The following is a 19,377-nucleotide window of genomic DNA, read 5'->3' as shown; positions in this document are numbered from 1 at the left end:
CCTCCTCGGGCAGAGTACGGACAGGCCCTAGTGTGCCCCGGTGTCAGGCCGTCGGGCGCCCCATCGCGCGGAAGGTCCAGCCGGCCTCGCGCCACGCGACCGGGTCGAGGGCGTTGCGCCCGTCGAGGATGATCCGGTGGCCCGCGACCGCGCCCAGCGCCTCCGCGTCCAGGTCGCGGAACTCGCGCCACTCCGTCAGGTGCAGCACGACGTCCGCGCCGCGCACCGCGTCGAGCGCGCTCTCCGCGTAACCGAGGGTGGGGAAGATGCGGCGGGCGTTCTCCATGCCCTTCGGGTCGAAGACGGTCACCTGGCCGCCCTGGAGGTGGATCTGGCCGGCCACGTTGAGCGCGGGCGAGTCGCGTACGTCGTCCGAGTCGGGCTTGAAGGTGGCGCCCAGCACGGCGACCCGCTTGCCGAGGAAGGAGTCGCCGCCCACGGCCTCCCGGGCCAGCTCGACCATGTGGCCCCGGCGGCGCATGTTGATCGAGTCGACCTCGCGCAGGAACGTCAGCGCCTGGTCGGCGCCCAGCTCACCGGCGCGGGCCATGAAGGCGCGGATGTCCTTGGGGAGGCAGCCGCCGCCGAAGCCGATGCCGGCCCGCAGGAACTTACTTCCGATGCGCTCGTCGTGGCCGATCGCCTCGGCGAGCTTCGCCACGTCGCCGTCGGCGGCCTCGCAGACCTCGGCCATGGCGTTGATGAACGAGATCTTGGTCGCCAGGAAGGAGTTGGCGGCGGTCTTCACCAGTTCGGCGGTCGGGTAGTCCGTCACGACGAACGGGGAGCCCTCCGCGACCGGGACGGCGTACACCTCGCGCAGCAGCTTCTCGGCCCGCTCACTCGTCACGCCGACGACGATCCGGTCCGGGTGCAGGGTGTCGTCCACCGCGAAGCCCTCGCGCAGGAACTCCGGGTTCCAGGCCAGCTCCGCGTCCGCGCCCACGGGGGCCAGCTCCGCGAGGCGGGCGGCGAGGCGGGCGGCGGAGCCGACGGGCACGGTGGACTTGCCGACGACGAGGGCGGGGCGGTTGAGGAGCGGCGCGAGCGAGTTGAAGGCGCTGTCGACGTAGGACATGTCACAGGCGTACTCGCCGTGCTTCTGCGGAGTGTTGGTGCACACGAAGTGCACGTCGCCGAACTCCGCCACCTCCTCCCACGAGGTGGTGAACCGCAGCCGTCCCGTGGCCCCCTCGATGCCCGCGACGTGCCGCTGGAGCATCTCCTCCAGGCCCGGCTCGTACATCGGGACCTTGCCGGCCGACAGCATCTCGATCTTCTCCGGCACGACATCGAGACCCAGGACCTCGAAGCCCAGCTCCGCCATGGCCGCGGCGTGTGTGGCGCCGAGATAGCCGGTGCCGATCACGGTGATCCTGAGGGCCATGGAGTGCTCCTGTGAGATGCGGACGGACATGCGGTGAACGAGCATAGTCCCGCCTGTCGGACCTCCCCTTTCCGGCTGTCGCGCAGCTCACGGCCCGAGCGCGTATGCCGGGGGCGGGCCGAACGCATAAAATTGGGTTACTTAACGGTAGTTAGCACCCTGGGGAGTGAGCGTCTTGGCGGGTTCGACCGATTTCGACCTGTACCGTCCGGCTGAGGAGCACGAGATGCTCCGTGAGACGGTGCGTGCGCTCGCCGAGGCGAAGATCGCCCCGTTCGCGGCCGCGGTCGACGAGGAGGCCCGCTTCCCGCAGGAGGCGCTGGACGCCCTCACCGCCGCCGATCTGCACGCGGTCCACGTACCGGAGGAGTACGGAGGCGCCGGCGCCGACGCGCTCGCCACGGTCATCGTGATCGAGGAGGTGGCCCGCGCCTGCGTGTCCTCCTCCCTGATCCCGGCCGTGAACAAGCTCGGCTCGCTCCCGGTCGTCCTGTCCGGCTCCGAGGCCCTGAAGAAGAAGTACCTGGGCCCGCTGGCCAAGGGCGACGGCATGTTCTCGTACTGCCTCTCCGAGCCGGACGCGGGCTCCGACGCGGCCGGCATGAAGACCCGCGCCGTGCGCGACGGCGACTTCTGGGTCCTCAACGGCGTGAAGCGCTGGATCACCAACGCGGGCGTCTCCGAGTACTACACGGTCATGGCCGTCACGGACCCGGAGAAGCGCTCCAAGGGCATCTCGGCCTTCGTCGTGGAGAAGTCCGACGAGGGCGTCTCCTTCGGCGCCCCCGAGAAGAAGCTCGGCATCAAGGGTTCCCCGACCCGCGAGGTCTACTTCGACAACGTCCGCATCCCCGCCGACCGCATGATCGGCGAGGAGGGCACCGGCTTCGCCACCGCGATGAAGACCCTGGACCACACCCGCATCACCATCGCGGCCCAGGCCCTCGGTGTCGCCCAGGGCGCGCTGGACTACGCCAAGGGTTACGTCCAGGAGCGCAAGCAGTTCGGCAAGCCGATCGCGGACTTCCAGGGCGTCCAGTTCATGCTCGCCGACATGGCCATGAAGCTGGAGGCCGCCCGCCAGCTGACGTACTCGGCCGCCGCCAAGTCCGAGCGCGTCGACGCCGACCTCACGTTCTTCGGCGCCGCCGCCAAGTGCTTCGCCTCCGACGTCGCCATGGAGGTCACCACGGACGCGGTCCAGCTCCTCGGCGGCTACGGCTACACGCGGGACTACCCGGTGGAGCGGATGATGCGCGACGCCAAGATCACCCAGATCTACGAGGGCACGAACCAGGTCCAGCGCATCGTGATGGCGCGCAACCTGCCGTAACGGGACGTCTTTCGTACGAGCGCGCAGCCCCCGGCCGTGATGCCGGGGGCTGTCGCATGTGTGCGGTGATCAACTCCGCGTGAGGCCGTTGCTAGGCTGCGGGCGTTGGCCAGTGCATCACAGTGGGGGAGCGGGCCGATGGACGTGACGGATGTCTTCGAGCCGCTTCAGGCGAACGACCCGGCCGAGGTGGCCGGCTACCGGCTCGCCGCCCGGCTCGGCGCGGGCGGCATGGGCCGGGTCTACCTCTCGTACGCCGAGGACGGCCGGGCCGTGGCGATCAAGGTCGTACGCCCCGAGCTGGCGGACGACCCGGACTTCAGGGGGCGGTTCGGCCGGGAGATCCGGGCGGCCCGGCGGGTGCGCGGCGCCTGCACGGCCGAGCTGATCGACGCCGACGCGGAGGGCACGCCGCCCTGGCTGGCCACGCTGTACGTGCCCGGCCCCTCGCTCACCCAGGCCGTGGCGCGGCAGGGCCCGCTGCCGGTGTCCGCCCTGCTGTGGCTGATGGCGGGCATGGCCGAGGCGCTCCGGGCCATCCACGCCGAGGGCATCGTGCACCGCGACCTCAAGCCGTCCAACGTGCTGCTGGCCTCCGACGGGCCGCGCGTGATCGACTTCGGCATCGCGCTGGCCGCCGACGCGACCTCGTACACCACGACGGGCCACCCGATCGGCACCCCCGCGTACATGGCCCCCGAGCAGGCGTCCGGGGAGGGGGCCACCGCGGCGAGCGATGTCTTCGCCCTGGCCCAGACGGCGGCGTTCGCGGCGCTGGGCAAGCCGCTCTACGGTGACGGCCCGGGCGTCTACGTGCTGTACCGGATCATCCATGACCAGCCCGACCTGACCCTGCTGCCCGAGCCCCTGCGCCCACTGTTCGCCCGCTGCCTGGCCGCCGACCCGGCCGAGCGGCCCGCCCCGGCGGAGATCGTGGAGTGGTGCCGGCAGCGGCTGGGCGAGGAGGCCGACGCGGACGGTGCCCCCGCCGTGTGGCGGGAGATCAGCGGTCCGGAGGTCACGGTTCCGGCCCCGGTGCCGGAGCCCACCCCGGTGCGGACGGACCCCTGGGCCGGGCCGCCGCCGGTACCGGTCGATCGCGGGGCGCGCAGGCGGCGCGTCGCGCTGGTGTCGGCCGTCGGCGTGGTGAGCGCGCTGCTGGTCCTCGGCCTGGCCTGGCAGGCGATGGGGCCCATGGGCGGGGGCGAGCACCGGGCCGGCGCGGAGGCGTCGGAGTCGGCCACCCGGTCGTCGGGGGCGAGGAAGACCACGACGGAATCGGCGGGCTCCCCTTCGGCGGGCAAGGTCACCGAAGAGCGGACCGCACCGAGCACGTCGCCCACGCCGAGGGAGCCGCAGGCCGAGCCGTACGCCCTGGTCACGGTGGACGCGAAGCACTCACTGAACCTCGCGGATCCGCGCAAGGAGCTGGGCGGCGACAAGGGCGACATCCGCTTCAGCTGCGAGTCGGTCGGGTGCGAGCTGAAGAGCGATACGAGCGTCTTCATGCCCATGGACGACAAGCCGGGCACCACGCTCGACGAGTGCCGCCTGTTCCTCCCGCACAGCAAGATCCATAACCTCCCGCTGGCGGCCTCGGCGAACGGGAGCGAGATCTGCGTCATGAACGCCTCGGGGGACATCGCGCTGTTCGTGATCGCGACGAAGTCGACCGCGATACCCGAACTCGCTTTCCTCCAGGGTGACCTGACGGTCTGGCGGGACGCGGTCTAGCACCTGGGGAGTGTCTTGTCGATCAGGCGCGGACCCGGCCATGATCGGCAAGACACCCCCTAGGCCTCGCCCTTGCGCCGCACCATCTCCCCGATCCACACCGGCGCGTACGGCGACGTGCAGCCCTTGGGCGTCGGGTAGTCCTTCAGCACACCCAGCCGCTCGCCGATGTCCAGCGCGCGGGCGCGGTGCTCCGGGTGCTCGATGCCGATCTGGGCGAGGCAGGTGTTCATCGCCCACTGAAGGCGGTCGGGGGCGCCCTGCATCCCCGCCTCGATGACGTCGAGCAGCGCGCTTAGGTCCAGCCCGTCGGGCCGTTTCACGACCCGGTCGGCGGTCAGCGCCCACCCGGCGCTCGCGACGACCGGATCGGGGTCCTCCGTCCAGGCGAGCCGCAGCTCCTCCGCGTGGGGGCTCTTCTTCACCACGTAGCCCACGAGCCAGTCGTGCACCTTGGGCGCCCGCGCCTCGCGCAGCATGCGGTCCAGCTCGCCTTGCGTGTACGCCTTCGGCCGGCAGACCAGCAACGCGACGAGCCGCGCGGCGGTGTCGTCGGTCCCCCACAGCTCGACGGCCAGCTCCTGCCGCTTCCCCAGCCGCTTGGCGAGGGCGCGCAGCTTGGTCAGGTTCACCCCGTGGTCGTCCCCGTGCCGCGCGTTGACGGCGCGGGCCTTGGGATCGTCCAGCGCGGCGAGCTCGGCGAGGACGTCGGTGGCGGTTGCTTCCGTCATGAGGCGCGGAAGACCTCCTCGGCGGAGGAGGCCGTCGCGGCGCGCTGGAGCCATTCGCGCAGGAGCTGCGGGTCGGTGCAGGTGGCGATCTTCTCGCGGTCCGCGTCAGTGAGGGCGATGCCACGTACGCCGAGAAGCAGCAGGAGACCTTCCGCCCGGCCCTCCGCTCGGCCTTCCGCCCTGCCCTCGTCCCGGATCTCCTCCGACATGAAGGACTTGTAGAAAGAGGTGTCCACGGCCACCAGGTTCCTCCACTGTTGTGCGGCCGGACGACTGCCCAGGCCCTGTGCGGTGAGTATGGCACCGACATCGGGATTGTCGGCATACCGGCAAAAGTCGCCCAGGCCTGGGTGCGGAAGTCGCTGTCAGACGGGATAGAGCGTGTGTCGTGACGAGATCTGGTCGGGGGTGAGCCCGTCGATGGTCATGTTTCCCGTCCAGAGTTGGTCACGATTGGCGTACGTCGATTCGAACCGAACGCGCTTGCCGCCGGGTTTCAATTCCCATCCGCGCTGATGGAACTGGGCGATGCGGCCGCTGCCGCACACGAACGCCCGAGTGGCTTGAGTGAGCACCCACTGGGCAAGTTCGGTCTCGCCTGCGGCAGGACGCCCGCAGTGACGGGCCATCTGCCACAGGCGGTCCCACTCGATCCCGGGAGTCAGCGGGCCGACAACGGCGATGTCTCCGATTCGGCGTTCGTCGTGGTGGTGGGTTGCGTACCCGAAGACGACGCCGAACATGACGTACACCGTCACTCTGCTGCTGCCGGTTACCCCGTCGCCGGACGCCGTGGGTGGCACCTTCGCTCAGCAGCCGTCGCCGTCGCCGCAACAGGCTGGAGGGTTGCATTCTCCCGCGACGCCCCACAGCCGCTCGTCGACGTAGAAGCCGGCCGCCCTCACTCGCTCCGCCACTGAGCCGATCAGCGGGCGTGTGCGGACGGTGGCTCCCGGTTCATGGTCCAGGAAGTAGCCGAACTGCTCCTGACACCAGGCGGCGTAGGCGCGGGTGTGCAGCGCGAAGGAATGCCAGCCAGGGTCGACGATCCGGGACGGGGACATGTCGAACGCCCGGGCGTCGCCCATGACCTTGAGAAAGGCGAGGGCCTGGTCCACGACATTGCGCGCCGTGCTCATCTCGTGTCCGTACTCCGTGGCGCAGAAGCCGGCCACCTTCTCGAACAGTTCGGGATCGAGGAGATCCCGCCCGCGTCGCAGGGCGACAGGAATATTTACCGTGGTTGTCATGGTGCACCCTTCGTCACTTCGTGAGTCGACGCCTCATCGTGACTGGGTGCGGGGCCGGTTTCTAGGTGGTTTCCTGTTCGCGCAAAAGGTCGTCCCGGATGCGTCCCACCAGCGCACGCATTCCTTCACCGGAACAGGCGGACGCGCTGAAACCCTCGAACTTGGACACGTACAGGGCGATGTCCCTGGGGTCGGTCACCACCATTTCCGCGTGGATCGTTTCGATGGCGACAGTGCGGTCATCCTTGATCGAGAACGAGTGCCCCGGGAAATCATGCTGCGGGGCAGATGACTCGACGACTCTGATATCCACATGGGGCAGCCGAGATGCTGAAATGATCCGGTCGAGCTGCCCGACGAGTACCAGAGGCGGAACGATCCGCCATCGGAGAACCGACTCCGTGATGATGAAACGGAACGTCTTTCCTTCCGAGTACAGGACACTCTGCCGTGCCAGTCTTGCGCCGATCGTTCGTTCCAGCTGTGCTTCGCTCAAGCACCGCCGAGCGAAGACCGCCCGCACGTACTCGGGCGTCTGGAGCAGGCCAGGGACGAGGGAGGGCTGAAAGAGGCGCAGCACGGTGGTCTGTGATTCGAGTGCCTGAACCTGTTGCTGTTTGCGGCTGTAGCCCAGCCGCCGGATCAGCCGCCAGGCCGTGGCTTCTGTCGCTGCTTCCCTGGCCGCGACCATGTACTCGGCCTTCACTTCATCCGATACGCCCATGGCGGTGAGGATGCAGTCGACGTCGGTGACGCTCGGCGCCGTGTTCCCGTTCTCGATCTTCGACAGCTTGGACCGGGACATGGCAGCGCCGCGGGCAACCGCTTTGGCTTCGAGTCCGGAAGACTTCCGCAGTTCCCGCAGCGCTGGTCCGAGGCTGTGTTTGTTCACTCGCCGTACTTCGCCCACCACTCGGTGAAGGGGACGGCGTGCTCCATCGCCTTGTCCCTGAACGTCAGGTAAGCCGGCAGTTGGTCTGATCCGAGGAACTCGGCGCCGCTGTACCTGCCGTCCTGGGTGTAACGCATCGCTCCGACAGTTCGCTCGTCGAACATCCAGAAATCTGGTGCCTCAGCGATGGGGTTTTCCTGGACGGTGGTATCCAGGATGTAGAACTCCTCGCCGACAGTCATGTTGCGGCGGTATCCCCAGGACAGTTCGAAGCGTAGGTAGTCCGTCAGCGGGCGAGCGAGGACATGTACGCGATAGATCCGCTTCCCCGACCGGACCGCGTTTTCGACCGTAGTGATCCAGCCGGCGGTTCTGTAACTCTCCGGCTGCGGCTCTCCGGCCAGAAATGCTTCGTATGCCTCCACTCCGCCTGATTTGCTGTAGTCGTCCAGAGTCTCAAGTCGGAACGCTTCCCGCTCGAAGTCTTCGAGCCAGGCCCCGAGGGACTTAGATGAGGTTGTCACGCACAGCCTTTCGGATGAGCTCGACCGGAATCTCCACCAGCGCCTCGTGAGCGGGAACACTGAGTCCGTGGTCGGCTAAACGGTCTCCCTGGACGGCAAGTGTTCCCCGGTCCGTGGCGTAGATCGCAGGGCACTCGCCCTCGTCGCACTGGCCAACCAGTCGTGTCAGCTTCACGGAGTCTCCTTATGGACGAGTGCGGTGATCCGATGCTTGCTGTCCCGTTGCCCGGGAGCAAGAGGGTTGAGTTTCCGTTACTGGAAACCGCCGGTCCGGCAGTCGCGGCACTGGCCCGGTTCCGGGGCGCGGAAGGCTCGGTTGCAGTCGTCGCAGTTCTGGAGGGGGATGACGGTGGGCGGCGCGGACGGGGCCGGGAGCGGGGGTGGCAGGAGGGCCGTGACGCGGTGGTGGAGGAGGCGCGCCGGGTGGGTGAGCGGGGCCGGGAGGTCCGTCGTGAGGGCCCGGCGGATGGCGTCGGGGTGTGCGTCCCGTTCGAGCCAGGCAACGACGCCCGGGGTGAGCGCGGCGACATCCGCCTCGGAGAGCGTCAGCACGGGCGCGTGGCGGCGGAGGTCCGCGAGGAGCAGAGCGGCGGTCCGGTGCAGGGCGTTGGCGGGTGGGGTGGGCCGGGGGTGCTGCTGCGGGGGCGGGGGCGGGGGCGGCGGGGCGGGCGGCGGAGTCGTGGCGCGCGGGGCCTCATACGGCACCGGCGGCGTCGGGGCCATCGCGTACGGCCGGTTGTGCGACTCCGTACGCGTGCGTACGCGGCCGTCCCGCAGGCGGACGCGGATGCGGCGCAGGTAGCCCGCCGCCTCCAGCTCGCGCAGCGCGGCCGCGATCCGCATCTCGCTCTCCGGGAAGCGCGCGGTGAGGACCTTGACGCCGATCTTCGCGCCCTCGGGCAGCGACTGGATGTGCACGGCGAGCCCGATCGCGAGGAGGGACAGGTCTCGGTGCTGGGCGAGGTGGTTGCCGATGACCGTGAAGCCGGACGTGTGGCGGGAGTTGACGTGGATGACACCGGAGGTCGGTGTGACGTCGCCGGGAGAACCAGGCGGGGCGCACGGGGGCGCGATAGCCTGCTGGGCAGTCATCGGGAAGGCTCTTCTTCCTCGGTGGTCAGGCCCCGGCTGGGATTGCAGGTCCCGGTCGGGGTCGACGCGTGTCTGGGGTTGTTGCCGGGAGCATATGCCCGACAACCGACCCCAAATCCAGCTCAGTTGCCATTTGTCACCCGCGCGAGTGATCGGCGTTCGGACGGGGTTCGGGTGGGGTGGGGTTGGGTTCTTTCCCTCGGTTCTTTCAAAGCATTTGGCGTCGTGGCGCACCGGGTCGCGGGCTTCCGCGTCGTGGCGCACCGGGTCGTGGAAACCCACGACCCGGTGGCCCGCGCCTGCTTACGGTGAATGTCCGGCGCTTGTCCAGCGTTGTCCCGGCTGTCCGGCGTGACGGGTGGGGACGGTCATCGGTTGGGGAACAAAGGCACGCGCGTCGGAAGTGGGGTACGGATGAGCGCCAACAGCGAGACGGACGAACACGGTTGGGACGTCGATCCCGAGGACGAGTCGGGCGCGGCGGTGGTCGCCGCCGTGGGCCGCCAGCTCAAGGCGTGGCGCGAGGCGGCGGGGATGCGGGCGGCGGAGTTCGGAGTGCTGATCGGGTACGGGGAGGACCTGATCTACAAGGTGGAGGGCGGCAGGCGCATCCCCCGGCCCGAGTATCTGGACAAGTCGGATGACCTCTTGGGCGCGCACGGCAAGATCGCTGTGATGAAGCAGGACTTGGCGGTGGTGCGGTACCCGAAGAAGGTTCGGGAGCTGGCGAAGATGGAAGCCCAGGCGGTGGAGCTGGCGGCGTACCACCACCACAACATCAACGGCCTGCTACAGACCGAAGGGCACATGCGGGCCCTCTTCGCAGGGTGGCTGCCCGCGTACACGCAGGACGAGCTGGAGCGCGTGGTGGCCGCGCGATTGGCACGGCGGGCGATCTTCGACCGCGAGCCGGGCCCTGCGCTCAGCTTCGTGCAGGAAGAGGTGACGCTGCGCCGCCCTGTTGGGGGCAGGATGGTATGGCGAGAGCAATTGGAACACCTACTGGAGGTGGGGCAGTTGCGGAATGTGTCGATCCAGGTTGTACCGACCCACCGCGAGGAGCACCCTGGGACTGGCGGTCTGATCGAGGTCCTGAAGTTTCCCGACGGCAGCGCTGTAGGACGCTCGGAGGGGGCTTTCAGCGGCCGCCCGGTGTTCGATCCGAAGCAGCTCAGGATCCTGGAGTTGCGCTATGGGATGATCCGGGCCCAGGCCCTCTCTCCAAGGGAGTCACTGGCCTTCATCGCGCAATTGCTGGGAGAGACATGATCGATAAGCCCTCTGGCGGGGAAGCCGCGTGGTTCCGGAGCAGCTACAGCAGCAGTGGTGACGGAAACGACTGCGTCGAGGTCGCGGCGGCCCGGGACGCCGTCCTCGTACGGGACTCCAAGAACACGCAGGGCCCAGTGCTCGCCTTCGAGGAGCGTGCATGGGCTGACTTCACGTCGCACACAGCGAAGGGCTGATGTTGACATGGCTGACGGGCTGACGTGGTTCAAGAGCAGCTACAGCAGCAGTGGCAATGAGGCCGACTGCGTCGAGGTCGCGGCGGCCCCCGGCGCCGTCCTCGTACGGGACTCCAAGGACGCGGACGGCCCCCGTCTCGCCCACCCCTCGCGCGCCTGGGCCGCCTTCGTCACCTACGCGGCCCAGGCCGCATGACGCGCCCCCATCTCCCCACCACCGAGGCCGCCGTCACCGCCGTACGGGAAGTCGCCGAGGCGTACAACCTGGAAGTGACGGTCACCGACGACATCGGGGCCGACCAGACCTCCCGGCGGGCGTCCGCGGGGGCGTTCGCCGTGGTGGACGCGGACGGGTCGCTGCCGCACGAGGCGTTCATCGAGCTGGGCGGGGTTCCGGCCGTCACCGTGCAGGTCTTCCCGGAGGACGACGCGCGGATCACCGTCGACGGGGTGGTCTTCGAGGACGTCCCCAGGGACTCCGTGCCCGCGTTCCTGCGGTCCGTGTACGGCGGGATGGCGTACGTGAAGGGCCGGTTCTTCCCGCCGGGGCAGTGGCTCGTCGTGCCGTTGCCCGGGGACGAGACGTACAAGGAACTGGTGCCGCGCGCCATGCTCAGCCCCTGGCTGTCCCGCAACTTCCGCAGTGCCTGAGGGCCCTGAGGACATCGGGAGCCTCACCCGGCTCTTCGACGCGCTCGGCGCCGAGGACCCGGAGGGGTGGGCCGAGTCCGAGGCCGAGGAGGGGCTGCCGCAGCTCGCCCGGTTCCGGTTGCTGCGCACGGTGTGGCAGGACATCGACGCCTGGAGCACCACCGCGTCCGACTGGGTCGCCGCCTACCGCAGGGACGGGGCGGCGGGTGGCGCGGTCGAGCGGGCCGTGCGGCTCGGGCTGACCGCCGAGGACCTCGGCGAAATCGCCCGCGAGGTCGCCCGGGAGACCGCCTTCGCGTTGCTCCAGGGGCTGGACGATCCGGACCGGGGCGACGAGCCGGACGAGGTGGCGGGGCGGTTGCCCGGATGGTTCCTCGGTGAGAACTCCGTGCGCGGCGGACCCACAGGGCGCATACTCAACGCCCTGCACGAGGACCTGAACGAGACCGAACCGCAGACCCCGACCAGCCGTACCGGAGGCGACACCGTATGACCGCGTTCGACGTGATGGAGCGGCGGATATGGGGCGGGCGGGCCGACGTCTACGCCCGCACCGCCGCCCGGCTCTGCGTCCGCACCGTGCCCGCCCTGCTGGACGCCGCCGGGGTCGGGAAGGGGACGCGCCTCCTCGACGTGGGGTGCGGCAGCGGCAACGTGACAGCCGCCGCCCTCGGGCGCGGCGCGGCCGTCCGGGCCGTGGACGCCGAGCCCGGCATGGTCGAGGCGACCCGGCGCGCGGCGCCCGGGGCCGAGGTACGCTCCGGGATGCTGCCCCAGCTGCCGTACGCCGACGGGGAGTTCGACGCGGTCGTCGCCAACTTCGTGATCAACCACGTCGGCCGCCCCCTGGAGGCGCTGGTCGAGATGCGCCGGGTCACCCGCCCCGGCGGCACGATCGCGGTCACCATCTGGCAGCTCCCGGGCGCCCCGGGCCAGGCACTCGTGGGCCGCGCCGCCCAGGCCGCCGGACTCACCCGGCCCGACTGGATGGCCACGGTGGACGAGGAACGCAACTTCGCGCGCACCCCGGACGGCCTCGCCGCACTGCTCACCGCCGCCGGCCTCGGAGACGTACAGAGCACCACCCACACCTGGGACCACCGCGCCGCCCCCGACGACTGGTGGGCGGGCCCCGCCGCCGGAATCGGCGCGATCGGCACCCTGCTCACGAACGCCGGCCCGGAGGGCGTGGCAGCGGCCAAGCGCGAGTACGACGCACTGTGCCGCGAATTCCTGTCGGAAGACGGCCTGTTGACGCTGCCGCACGCGGCGGTACTGGCTCAGGGCAGGGCGTAGAAGGTGCCCGGCTGCCAGGGCGGCGGGTCCGCGACGACGCTCTCCAGCCGGGCCCCCGCCAGCAGGCAGTCCAGGGCCCAGCGGTTCGCCGAGTGGGCGATCAGGAGGACCTGGCCCCCATCCCACTCGCCCGCCAGATCCCGCAGGAACGCGGCCGTCGCCTCGACCACGTCCCGGTAGCTCTGACCGCCGCCGGGCCACGGGCGGTCGATGTGGCGGGTGCGCAGGGGGTGCAGGACAGCGGTCGGGGCGCCGTTCAGCTCCCCGTAGTCGCATTCACGCAGGCGCGCGTCCTGGCGGAGGACCGGGGAGCCCTCACCTGCGAACGCGATGCGGGCCGTCTCCACGGCACGGGCCAGGTCCGAGGTGTAGGCGGCATCGAGCCCCGTGCCGCGCCGCCGGTCGCCCAGTTCGGCGGCCTGGCGGCGTCCGGTCGGGGAGAGCCGCCCCGGCAGCCACCCCGTGGCGATGCCCGCCTCGTTGTCGGTGGTCGTGGCGTGCGACTCGTACACGATCCGGACAGGCATGGGGCGGCTCCGCATCGGGGGAAGAGGCGCGGGTACGCGCCCCTCAGTTCTCCGTGACCGTGACCTTCTCGTCGTTCTTCAGCTGCTCGACCAGCTTCTTCACCTTCGCCTTGTCCCAGGCGAGGTTGGAGCCCACGTTGCCCGCGATCGGGATGTTCATCGACGTGCCGTCGCCGCCGGTGACGCCCTTCATCGCGAAGAACATCTTGCCGAGCGACCAGAGCGACATGTCCTTGTCCACGATCAGCGTGTCCAGGCCCGCACCCATCGTCGGGTACAGCTTGAACGGGTTGACGATCGTGGAGAAGGTCGCCGTCTGGCCGGCCAGGGCCGCGAGGAACTTCTGCTGGTTCTTCGTACGGTCCAGGTCCGAGGTGAAGGCGTGGCGGGTGCGGACGAAGGCCAGGGCCTGCTGGCCGTCGAGGGTCTGCTTGCCGGCCGGGAAGTCGGCGCCCGACCACTTGTCCTTGAAGGCCTTCGGGATGTCCAGCTCGACCCCGCCGATCGCGTCCACGATCTTGGCGAAGCCGCCGAAGCCGATCTCGACGTAGTGGTCGATGTGCAGGCCGGTGTTGAACTCGACCGTGCGGACCAGCAGCTCGGGACCGTCCGTGGCGTACGCGGCGTTGAGCTTCGTCGTCTTGCCCGTGCCCGGGTACTTCTTGCCGGACTCGGAGCCGATGAACGACGGGATCTCGACGTTCGAGTCACGCGGCAGCGAGACCAGCGTCGGGCCGTTGTCACCGGTGTGCAGGATCATCATCGAGTCGGTCCGCTTGCCGTCGGCCGAACCCGTGTGGAGCCGCTTCTTGTCCTCGGACGTCATGCCCTCGCGGCTGTCCGAGCCGACGATCAGGTAGTTCGTCCCCTTGCCCGCGTCCGGCCGCTCGATGACCTTCGACAGGTCGACGGCGCGGTTCAGCTTGGAGTCGGCCCAGAAGTACGTGCCCACGGAGACGCCGAGCAGCGCGACGACCAGGACCAGCGCGCCGATCCGGATCCGGCGGCCCCAGTTGGGCGCGGGGCGGGGACGGCCCTGGGCGGGGCCCCGGTCGTCGCCGCCGTGACCCGCGCCACGGCCGCCGCCGTACACCTGGCCGGTGTTGTAACCACTGTCGTACTGCGGGTTGCCGTCGTCGTAGCCCGAGGGCTGCTGCGGCACCGGGCGCTGCCTCGGCGGCGCGGGGCGCTGCGGCGGCGGGGCCGGGCGGCGCTGGACGTGCGGCATCGAGCGGGCGCTCTCGGGCCGCTCGCTCGCGCTGCCCTGCCCGTAGCGGTTACCGCTGCGGTTGTCGTCGGTCCAGCCGTCGGGCCAATCGTTCATACGGACCAGTGTGCCGTCCGGGACGGCCCCTCTTACAGGGCGGGAGGAAAATCGCACCAGGGCTGTTGCGAAGCTGATGCATTGCGACGGCGTTCCGGCCCCCGCATAAGGTGGACGCCATGACAGATCAGGCTCCGCGCCCGGAGAGCGACATTCCGGCCAAGCCCACCGCGGCCTCCCGGACCACCCTCAGCCACATCATGACCGGCAGCGACACCAATCTGCTGGGGACCGTGCACGGCGGCGTGATCATGAAGCTGGTCGACGACGCGGCGGGCGCCGTGGCCGGCCGGCACTCCGGCGGCCCCGCCGTCACGGCCTCGATGGACGAGATGGTCTTCCTGGAGCCGGTCCGCGTCGGCGACCTCGTGCACGTACGCGCCCAGGTCAACTGGACCGGCCGCTCCTCCATGGAGGTCGGCGTCCGCGTCATGGCCGAGCGCTGGAACGAGTCGACGCCCGCGACCCAGGTCGGCAGCGCGTACCTGGTCTTCGCCGCGGTCGACGCGGACGGCCGGCCCCGCCCCGTACCGCAGGTGACCCCGGAGACCGAGCGCGACAAGCGGCGCTACCAGGAGGCCCAGATCCGCCGCACGCACCGCCTGGCGCGGCGCCGCGCGATCCGGGAGCTCCGCGAGAAGCGGATCGCCGAGGGCATCGAGGACTGACGGCGCGAGGCCGGCCGGGAGGCGCGGGGCTCACCGCCCGCACGCCTCACGGGCACACCACCTCGTCCCCCTTCACCGCCCCGAACCTGCCCGGATCCGGCTCCTCCGCGTGGACCCGCTCGACCTTGGTGTAGTCCTCGCCCGCCGTCACCCGCATCGTCGCCCCCTGCCCCGGCACCGCCCGCAGCTCCGCCCCCGGCAGCGCCGCCGCCAGGGTCTTCGCGGACCGGTCCCAGCGCGGGTCGAACGTGACCAGGGTGTGCTTCAGCTCGTGCTGCGGTGCGGTGAGCGGGGCCCGGGTCGTGTCGAAGCCGGTGGCGTGCAGCGCGTCGTCGACCTTGGAGCCCAGGCCGTCCTTCGCGGTGCCGTTGTAGACCTGGACGCGGATCTGCTTCGGCGGGACGTCCACCTTCTTCGCGGGGGCCTTCGCGGCGGGCCGGGCGGTGGTCAGTGGTTTGTCCTCGCGCAGCGCGGTGAACAGCTGCTTCGACTTCACCGGGTCCCACTTCACCGTGGAACCGATGCCCTTCACCTGGTACGCCACATCGCCCATCGGCACCGAGGCGAACTCGGACGACGCGGGGGAGAAGCCCCGCATCGCCTGGCCGAGGGAGAGCATCTGCTCCGTGTCGAAGCCCCGGTCGGCCCGTACGGACTTCAGCATGGTCGAGGCGACCTCGCGGAACTTCACCGGGTTCAGCAGCACCCCGCTGCTCGTCGCCTGCTTGATCAGCGCGGCCATGAACCTCTGCTGGCGCTGCATCCGGCCCAGATCGGCGGCCCCGTCGATGTGCCGGGACCGTACGTACTGGAGCGCCTGGCCGCCGTCGAGCGTATGGGTGCCCGGCGCGAGGTCCAGGCCGGTGTAGGAGTCCTTCAGCGGGCGGGCCGTGCAGATCTTCACACCGCCGAGGGTGTCGACCGTGGTCATGAAGCTGGTGAAGTCGACCTCCAGGTAGTGGTCGATCTTGACGCCGGTCATGTGCTCCACGGTGCTCACGGTGAGGCCGGGACCGCCCTCCGCGTACGCCGCGTTCAGCTTCACCGGGTGCGCCGCGTGCTCCTCGCCGGTCGTACGGTCCCGATGGGCCGGGATCTCCGCGTAACTGTCGCGCGGCAGGCTCACGACGCTGGCGCGCTCCTCGTCGGCCGACAGGTGCACCAGCATGATCGTGTCCGTGCAGTGGCACGGCTCACCGCCCAGCCGGTACTTCCGCTTCTCGTCCTTGGTGATCTTGTCGCGGCCGTCGGTGCCGACCAGCAGCAGATTCATGCCCCGCCCTCCCGCGGGCCGGTTCTTCATGTCCTTGAACGGGTCGACGCGGTCGATCCCGCTCTCCAGGTTCGTCACGACCGCGTGCCCGATCCCGCCCGCTCCGAGCACCAGGACCGAGAGCCCGGTCGCGACCCGCATGCCCCAGCGCGGCCGCTCGTCCTGCTTTCTCCGCCGCCGGCGCCGCGCGGGCGCGGGGCGGGGCCGGGCGGGACGGGGGGAGCGGTGCGGCGTGGGCACGGGGAGACACCTCCGCGGTGCGAGGGGGACCGTTCGCACGGTAGGCCCATACGATCCTCATCCCGGGAGGCCACCCGGCGGCGCGCGCCGCTGTCCCCCATTCGCGGTAACGTGGCGGCCGAATACCGCCTGGTGGGGTACGAGCCCCCGGCGCCCCCGAGGACCACCCGAGGACCACATGTCTGCCGCGCAGCCTCCCGCCGTCTCCGTGATCATGCCGGTGCTCAACGAGGAGCGCCATCTCCGTAACTCCGTACGCCACATCCTGGAGCAGGAGTACGCGGGCGAGATGGAGGTCGTGATCGCCCTCGGTCCGTCCACGGACCGTACGGACGCGATCGCCGCCGAGCTGGTCGCGGAGGACCCCCGCGTCCACACCGTGCCGAACCCCACGGGCCGCACCCCCGCCGCCCTCAACGCCGCGATCAAGGCGTCGAGCCACCCGATAGTCGTCCGCGTCGACGGCCACGGCATGCTCTCGCCGAACTACATCGCGACCGCCGTCCGGCTCCTGGAGGAGACGGGCGCGCAGAACGTCGGCGGGATCATGCACGCCGAGGGCGAGAACGCCTGGGAGGACGCCGTCGCGGCGGCCATGACCTCGAAGATCGGCGTCGGCAACGCGGCCTTCCACACCGGCGGCCAGGCGGGCCCCGCCGAGACCGTCTACCTGGGCGTCTTCCGCCGGGAGGCGCTGGAGAAGGCCGACGGGTACAACGTCGAGTTCATCCGCGCCCAGGACTGGGAGCTGAACTTCCGCATCCGCGAGTCCGGCGGCCTGATCTGGTTCTCGCCCGAGCTGCGCGTCCAGTACCGCCCCCGCCCCTCCGTCCGGGCGCTCGCCAAGCAGTACAAGGACTACGGCCGCTGGCGCCACGTCGTCGCCCGCTACCACGCCGGCTCCATCAACCTGCGCTACCTGGCGCCCCCGACCGCCGTCGTCGCCATCGCGGCCGGCCTCGTGGTGGGCGCGGCGGTCACCCCGTGGGCGCTGATCGTCCCCGGCGGGTACGTCGCGGCGATCGTCGCGGGCTCCCTCCCGGCGGGCAAGGGCCTGTCGCTGAAGGCCCGCGCGCAGATCCCGGTCGCGCTGGCGACCATGCACATGTCCTGGGGCTACGGCTTCCTGACGAGCCCGCGCGCGCTGGCGAAGAAGGTCATCGCGAGCCGCCGCCCGGCCATCGCCGAGCCGGGCGCGCCCGTGGCCTGACCCGGGCAGACGACGAGAGGGGGCGCCCGGCCGGACCGGGCGCCCCCTCTCGCGTACCGCCTGTCAGCTCTTTCCGTCCCACCGGTAGACGGAGTAGATGTCCATGCACTGGCTCTTGTCGGCGGCGTTGATGTCGTCCGCGCCGTCCGGAAGGTCACCCGCCTCGACCTTCGGGGCCTTGTACACGGTGCCGTCGCGCCAGTCCGCACCGACGACGACGGTCAGCCCGCCGGCCTTCGGGTCGGCCTTGACCGAGGTCGTCGGGAGGCCCAGCGCCTTGGCCACGGACAGCGCGTCCGACTTGCCCTGGTCCCCGTCCTCCTTCGCGTACCGCACCACCGTGTCCTTGAGCGGCTCGGCGTCCTGCGAGGTCTCGGCCTCGGCGAAGCCCTTGCCGTGCAGGAGGTCGGCGATCTCGGTGGCCCGCCCGTCCTTGGGCGCCTGGCCGACGCCCGTGCCGTTCACCACCGAGATGCCGAGGGTCGCCGGAGCGGCCGCCGGGGGCCCGGAGGGGGTCGAGGACTTCTTCTTCTCCTTGCCGTTCTTGTCAAAGGCGACGTCCTCACGGACCAGACGCCACAGGGCGTCCGCGGACTTCTCGACGGGAACGAGCTTGTTCCGGTCCTGCGACCACTCGGCCGTCGGCATCGTCGCCATGGTGATGCGGTCGATCGGCACGCTCTTGAGCTGCATCGACAGGTCGTAGAGCTTCTTGACCGAACGGATCTCGTCGGAGACCTGGAGGGCCTTGGTGGCCGTCTCCGCGAGGTCCATCAGCCGTCCCGCGTCCGACCAGAGGTTCTGCTTCTTCAGCGTGCGCAGCATGGAGTTCATGTACATGTGCTGCGCCTTGGCGCGGTTCTGGTCATTGCCGAAGGCGTGCCGGGTACGCAGCCACTGAAGCGCCTGCTTGCCCTGCACCGTGTTCGTGCCCGCCGGGAGCTTGAGGCCGGAGCCGCCGGGAACGAGGCGGGTGGGCTTGTCCCACACCCCCGTCTTCACGCACACGTCGACCCCGCCGATCGCGTCCGCCATGGCCACCACGCCCGCGAAGTCGAGCATGATCCAGTGGTCGATGTAGACGCCGGTCAGCTTCTCCCAGGTGGTCAGCGTGCAGCCGGGACCACCGCGCTGGAGGGACTCGTTGATCGGACTGTTCTCCGTCGCGGGGTACTTCTGACCGGTCTCGGAGTCCGTGCACTCGGGGATGGGGAGGATCGTGTCGCGCGGAATGCTGACCAGCGAGGAGTTCTTCCGGTCCGCCGAGATGTGCAGCAGCATCTGGACGTCGGCCCGGGGCTTGTCCCCGACCGTGTCCTTGCTGCCGCCGAGCTTCACGTTCTCCGCGCTGTTCCGGCTGTCCGAGCCGATCAGCAGGATGTTGAGCGGGCTCTCGCCCTTGGCGTTCGGCGCGGTCTTCTTCACACCGCTCTCGCCGCCGCTGCGGGCGCTGCTGCGGATGTTGTTGTTGAGGTGCCGGTAGTAGAGGTATCCGGCGGAGGCGGTGCCCAGGACGAGCACCGCCATGGATATCGCTATCCACTTGAACACCCGGCGTTTCCGGGACTTCTTCGCAGCCCGTTTACGTGACTTGCCGCGCCGGTGGCTCGCGCGGCCACCCGCGGCGTCGCCCGTCCCGGCGTCACCGTCGCGCTCGCCGACGCCCTCGTCCCCGCCCTGCCGGCGGGAGTGCGTCCGCGACCGCGTCCCCTCCCCGGGCGTGCTGCTCCGTCCCACCAGGACCCCCCTGCTGCTCAGACTCGTATGGTGCGGTGACGT

At 70.2% G+C, this 19,377-nt stretch carries 23 protein-coding genes; 10 read left to right on the top strand and 13 right to left on the bottom strand.

The features are described 5' to 3' along the window. Positions 1-43: 43 nt before the first annotated feature. On the bottom strand, positions 44-1,387 hold the full coding sequence (locus tag OHS17_RS12865) for a UDP-glucose dehydrogenase family protein (protein ID WP_330312274.1): 1,344 nt from the start codon (positions 1,385-1,387) through the stop codon (positions 44-46). A 175-nt stretch (positions 1,388-1,562) separates the two neighbouring features. Here OHS17_RS12865 and OHS17_RS12860 point away from each other — a divergent pair, with 175 nt between their 5' ends. Both OHS17_RS12860 and OHS17_RS12855 read left to right on the top strand, forming a co-directional pair. Beyond that, positions 1,563-2,720: an acyl-CoA dehydrogenase family protein gene (locus OHS17_RS12860; RefSeq protein ID WP_018524719.1), complete on the top strand. Its 1,158-nt coding sequence runs from the start codon at positions 1,563-1,565 to the stop codon at positions 2,718-2,720. A gap of 138 nt (positions 2,721-2,858) precedes the next feature. After that, entirely contained in the window at positions 2,859-4,454 is a 1,596-nt protein-coding gene (locus OHS17_RS12855; protein ID WP_330312273.1) for a serine/threonine-protein kinase, read from the top strand. A gap of 59 nt (positions 4,455-4,513) precedes the next feature. On the opposite strand, the gene OHS17_RS12850 is transcribed toward OHS17_RS12855, so the two are convergent. From OHS17_RS12850 to OHS17_RS12815, 8 genes are all read right to left on the bottom strand, one after another. Beyond that, a complete protein-coding gene (locus tag OHS17_RS12850; protein ID WP_330312272.1) occupies positions 4,514-5,185 on the bottom strand; it encodes a DNA alkylation repair protein in 672 nt (223 codons plus the stop codon). Further along, positions 5,182-5,421, bottom strand: a complete 240-nt coding sequence (locus OHS17_RS12845) for a hypothetical protein (RefSeq protein WP_330312271.1) — start codon at positions 5,419-5,421, stop codon at positions 5,182-5,184. The genes OHS17_RS12850 and OHS17_RS12845 overlap by 4 nt, the downstream gene beginning before the upstream one ends. Before the next feature lie 129 nt (positions 5,422-5,550). Continuing rightward, complete coding sequence (locus OHS17_RS12840; protein WP_330312270.1) at positions 5,551-5,928, bottom strand: hypothetical protein; 378 nt, start codon at positions 5,926-5,928, stop codon at positions 5,551-5,553. Positions 5,929-5,994: 66 nt separating this feature from the next. Continuing rightward, positions 5,995-6,435 carry a hypothetical protein gene (locus OHS17_RS12835; protein ID WP_330312269.1) on the bottom strand — a complete coding sequence of 147 codons (441 nt, stop codon included), beginning with the start codon at positions 6,433-6,435 and terminating at the stop codon, positions 5,995-5,997. Positions 6,436-6,496: 61 nt separating this feature from the next. Further along, positions 6,497-7,300 carry a helix-turn-helix domain-containing protein gene (locus OHS17_RS12830; protein ID WP_330315242.1) on the bottom strand — a complete coding sequence of 268 codons (804 nt, stop codon included), beginning with the start codon at positions 7,298-7,300 and terminating at the stop codon, positions 6,497-6,499. Positions 7,301-7,323: 23 nt separating this feature from the next. Next, positions 7,324-7,851 carry a DUF6879 family protein gene (locus tag OHS17_RS12825; protein ID WP_330312268.1) on the bottom strand — a complete coding sequence of 176 codons (528 nt, stop codon included), beginning with the start codon at positions 7,849-7,851 and terminating at the stop codon, positions 7,324-7,326. Beyond that, on the bottom strand, positions 7,835-8,026 hold the full coding sequence (locus tag OHS17_RS12820; RefSeq protein ID WP_330312267.1) for a hypothetical protein: 192 nt from the start codon (positions 8,024-8,026) through the stop codon (positions 7,835-7,837). Before OHS17_RS12820 ends, OHS17_RS12825 begins: the two co-directional genes overlap by 17 nt. A 77-nt stretch (positions 8,027-8,103) precedes the next feature. Further along, positions 8,104-8,943 carry a helix-turn-helix domain-containing protein gene (locus OHS17_RS12815; protein WP_330312266.1) on the bottom strand — a complete coding sequence of 280 codons (840 nt, stop codon included), beginning with the start codon at positions 8,941-8,943 and terminating at the stop codon, positions 8,104-8,106. A gap of 414 nt (positions 8,944-9,357) precedes the next feature. Here OHS17_RS12815 and OHS17_RS12810 point away from each other — a divergent pair, with 414 nt between their 5' ends. From OHS17_RS12810 to OHS17_RS12785, 6 genes are read left to right on the top strand one after another with little or no spacing between them, the layout of a single operon-like run. Further along, positions 9,358-10,212, top strand: a complete 855-nt coding sequence (locus OHS17_RS12810; RefSeq protein WP_330312265.1) for a helix-turn-helix domain-containing protein — start codon at positions 9,358-9,360, stop codon at positions 10,210-10,212. Beyond that, positions 10,209-10,409 carry a DUF397 domain-containing protein gene (locus OHS17_RS12805; protein ID WP_330312264.1) on the top strand — a complete coding sequence of 67 codons (201 nt, stop codon included), beginning with the start codon at positions 10,209-10,211 and terminating at the stop codon, positions 10,407-10,409. Before OHS17_RS12810 ends, OHS17_RS12805 begins: the two co-directional genes overlap by 4 nt. A 7-nt stretch (positions 10,410-10,416) precedes the next feature. Next, on the top strand, positions 10,417-10,605 hold the full coding sequence (locus tag OHS17_RS12800; protein ID WP_330312263.1) for a DUF397 domain-containing protein: 189 nt from the start codon (positions 10,417-10,419) through the stop codon (positions 10,603-10,605). Further along, on the top strand, positions 10,602-11,060 hold the full coding sequence (locus OHS17_RS12795; protein ID WP_330312262.1) for a hypothetical protein: 459 nt from the start codon (positions 10,602-10,604) through the stop codon (positions 11,058-11,060). The genes OHS17_RS12800 and OHS17_RS12795 overlap by 4 nt, the downstream gene beginning before the upstream one ends. Continuing rightward, positions 11,053-11,553 carry a hypothetical protein gene (locus OHS17_RS12790; protein WP_330312261.1) on the top strand — a complete coding sequence of 167 codons (501 nt, stop codon included), beginning with the start codon at positions 11,053-11,055 and terminating at the stop codon, positions 11,551-11,553. The genes OHS17_RS12795 and OHS17_RS12790 overlap by 8 nt, the downstream gene beginning before the upstream one ends. After that, a complete protein-coding gene (locus OHS17_RS12785) occupies positions 11,550-12,356 on the top strand; it encodes a class I SAM-dependent methyltransferase (RefSeq protein WP_330312260.1) in 807 nt (268 codons plus the stop codon). The genes OHS17_RS12790 and OHS17_RS12785 overlap by 4 nt, the downstream gene beginning before the upstream one ends. On the opposite strand, the gene OHS17_RS12780 is transcribed toward OHS17_RS12785, so the two are convergent. Then, positions 12,341-12,883: a histidine phosphatase family protein gene (locus tag OHS17_RS12780; RefSeq protein WP_330312259.1), complete on the bottom strand. Its 543-nt coding sequence runs from the start codon at positions 12,881-12,883 to the stop codon at positions 12,341-12,343. The genes OHS17_RS12785 and OHS17_RS12780 overlap by 16 nt on opposite strands. 43 nt (positions 12,884-12,926) lie before the next feature. Beyond that, entirely contained in the window at positions 12,927-14,207 is a 1,281-nt protein-coding gene (locus OHS17_RS12775) for an LCP family protein (RefSeq protein WP_330312258.1), read from the bottom strand. A 119-nt stretch (positions 14,208-14,326) separates the two neighbouring features. Here OHS17_RS12775 and OHS17_RS12770 point away from each other — a divergent pair, with 119 nt between their 5' ends. Beyond that, positions 14,327-14,875, top strand: coding sequence for an acyl-CoA thioesterase (locus OHS17_RS12770; RefSeq protein ID WP_018104007.1), 549 nt, complete (start codon positions 14,327-14,329; stop codon positions 14,873-14,875). Positions 14,876-14,921: 46 nt separating this feature from the next. On the opposite strand, the gene OHS17_RS12765 is transcribed toward OHS17_RS12770, so the two are convergent. Further along, on the bottom strand, positions 14,922-16,388 hold the full coding sequence (locus OHS17_RS12765; protein ID WP_443066134.1) for an LCP family protein: 1,467 nt from the start codon (positions 16,386-16,388) through the stop codon (positions 14,922-14,924). 178 nt (positions 16,389-16,566) lie between these two features. Here OHS17_RS12765 and OHS17_RS12760 point away from each other — a divergent pair, with 178 nt between their 5' ends. Continuing rightward, a complete protein-coding gene (locus OHS17_RS12760; protein WP_330312257.1) occupies positions 16,567-17,598 on the top strand; it encodes a glycosyltransferase family 2 protein in 1,032 nt (343 codons plus the stop codon). Between the two features lie 63 nt (positions 17,599-17,661). Here OHS17_RS12760 and OHS17_RS12755 read toward each other — a convergent pair whose 3' ends face one another. Further along, complete coding sequence (locus OHS17_RS12755) at positions 17,662-19,125, bottom strand: LCP family protein (protein WP_330315240.1); 1,464 nt, start codon at positions 19,123-19,125, stop codon at positions 17,662-17,664. Positions 19,126-19,377: the final 252 nt, after the last annotated feature.

This window comes from Streptomyces sp. NBC_00523 (assembly GCF_036346615.1).
Taxonomy (GTDB): domain Bacteria; phylum Actinomycetota; class Actinomycetes; order Streptomycetales; family Streptomycetaceae; genus Streptomyces.
This window is presented reverse-complemented; position numbering and strand designations above follow the sequence as displayed.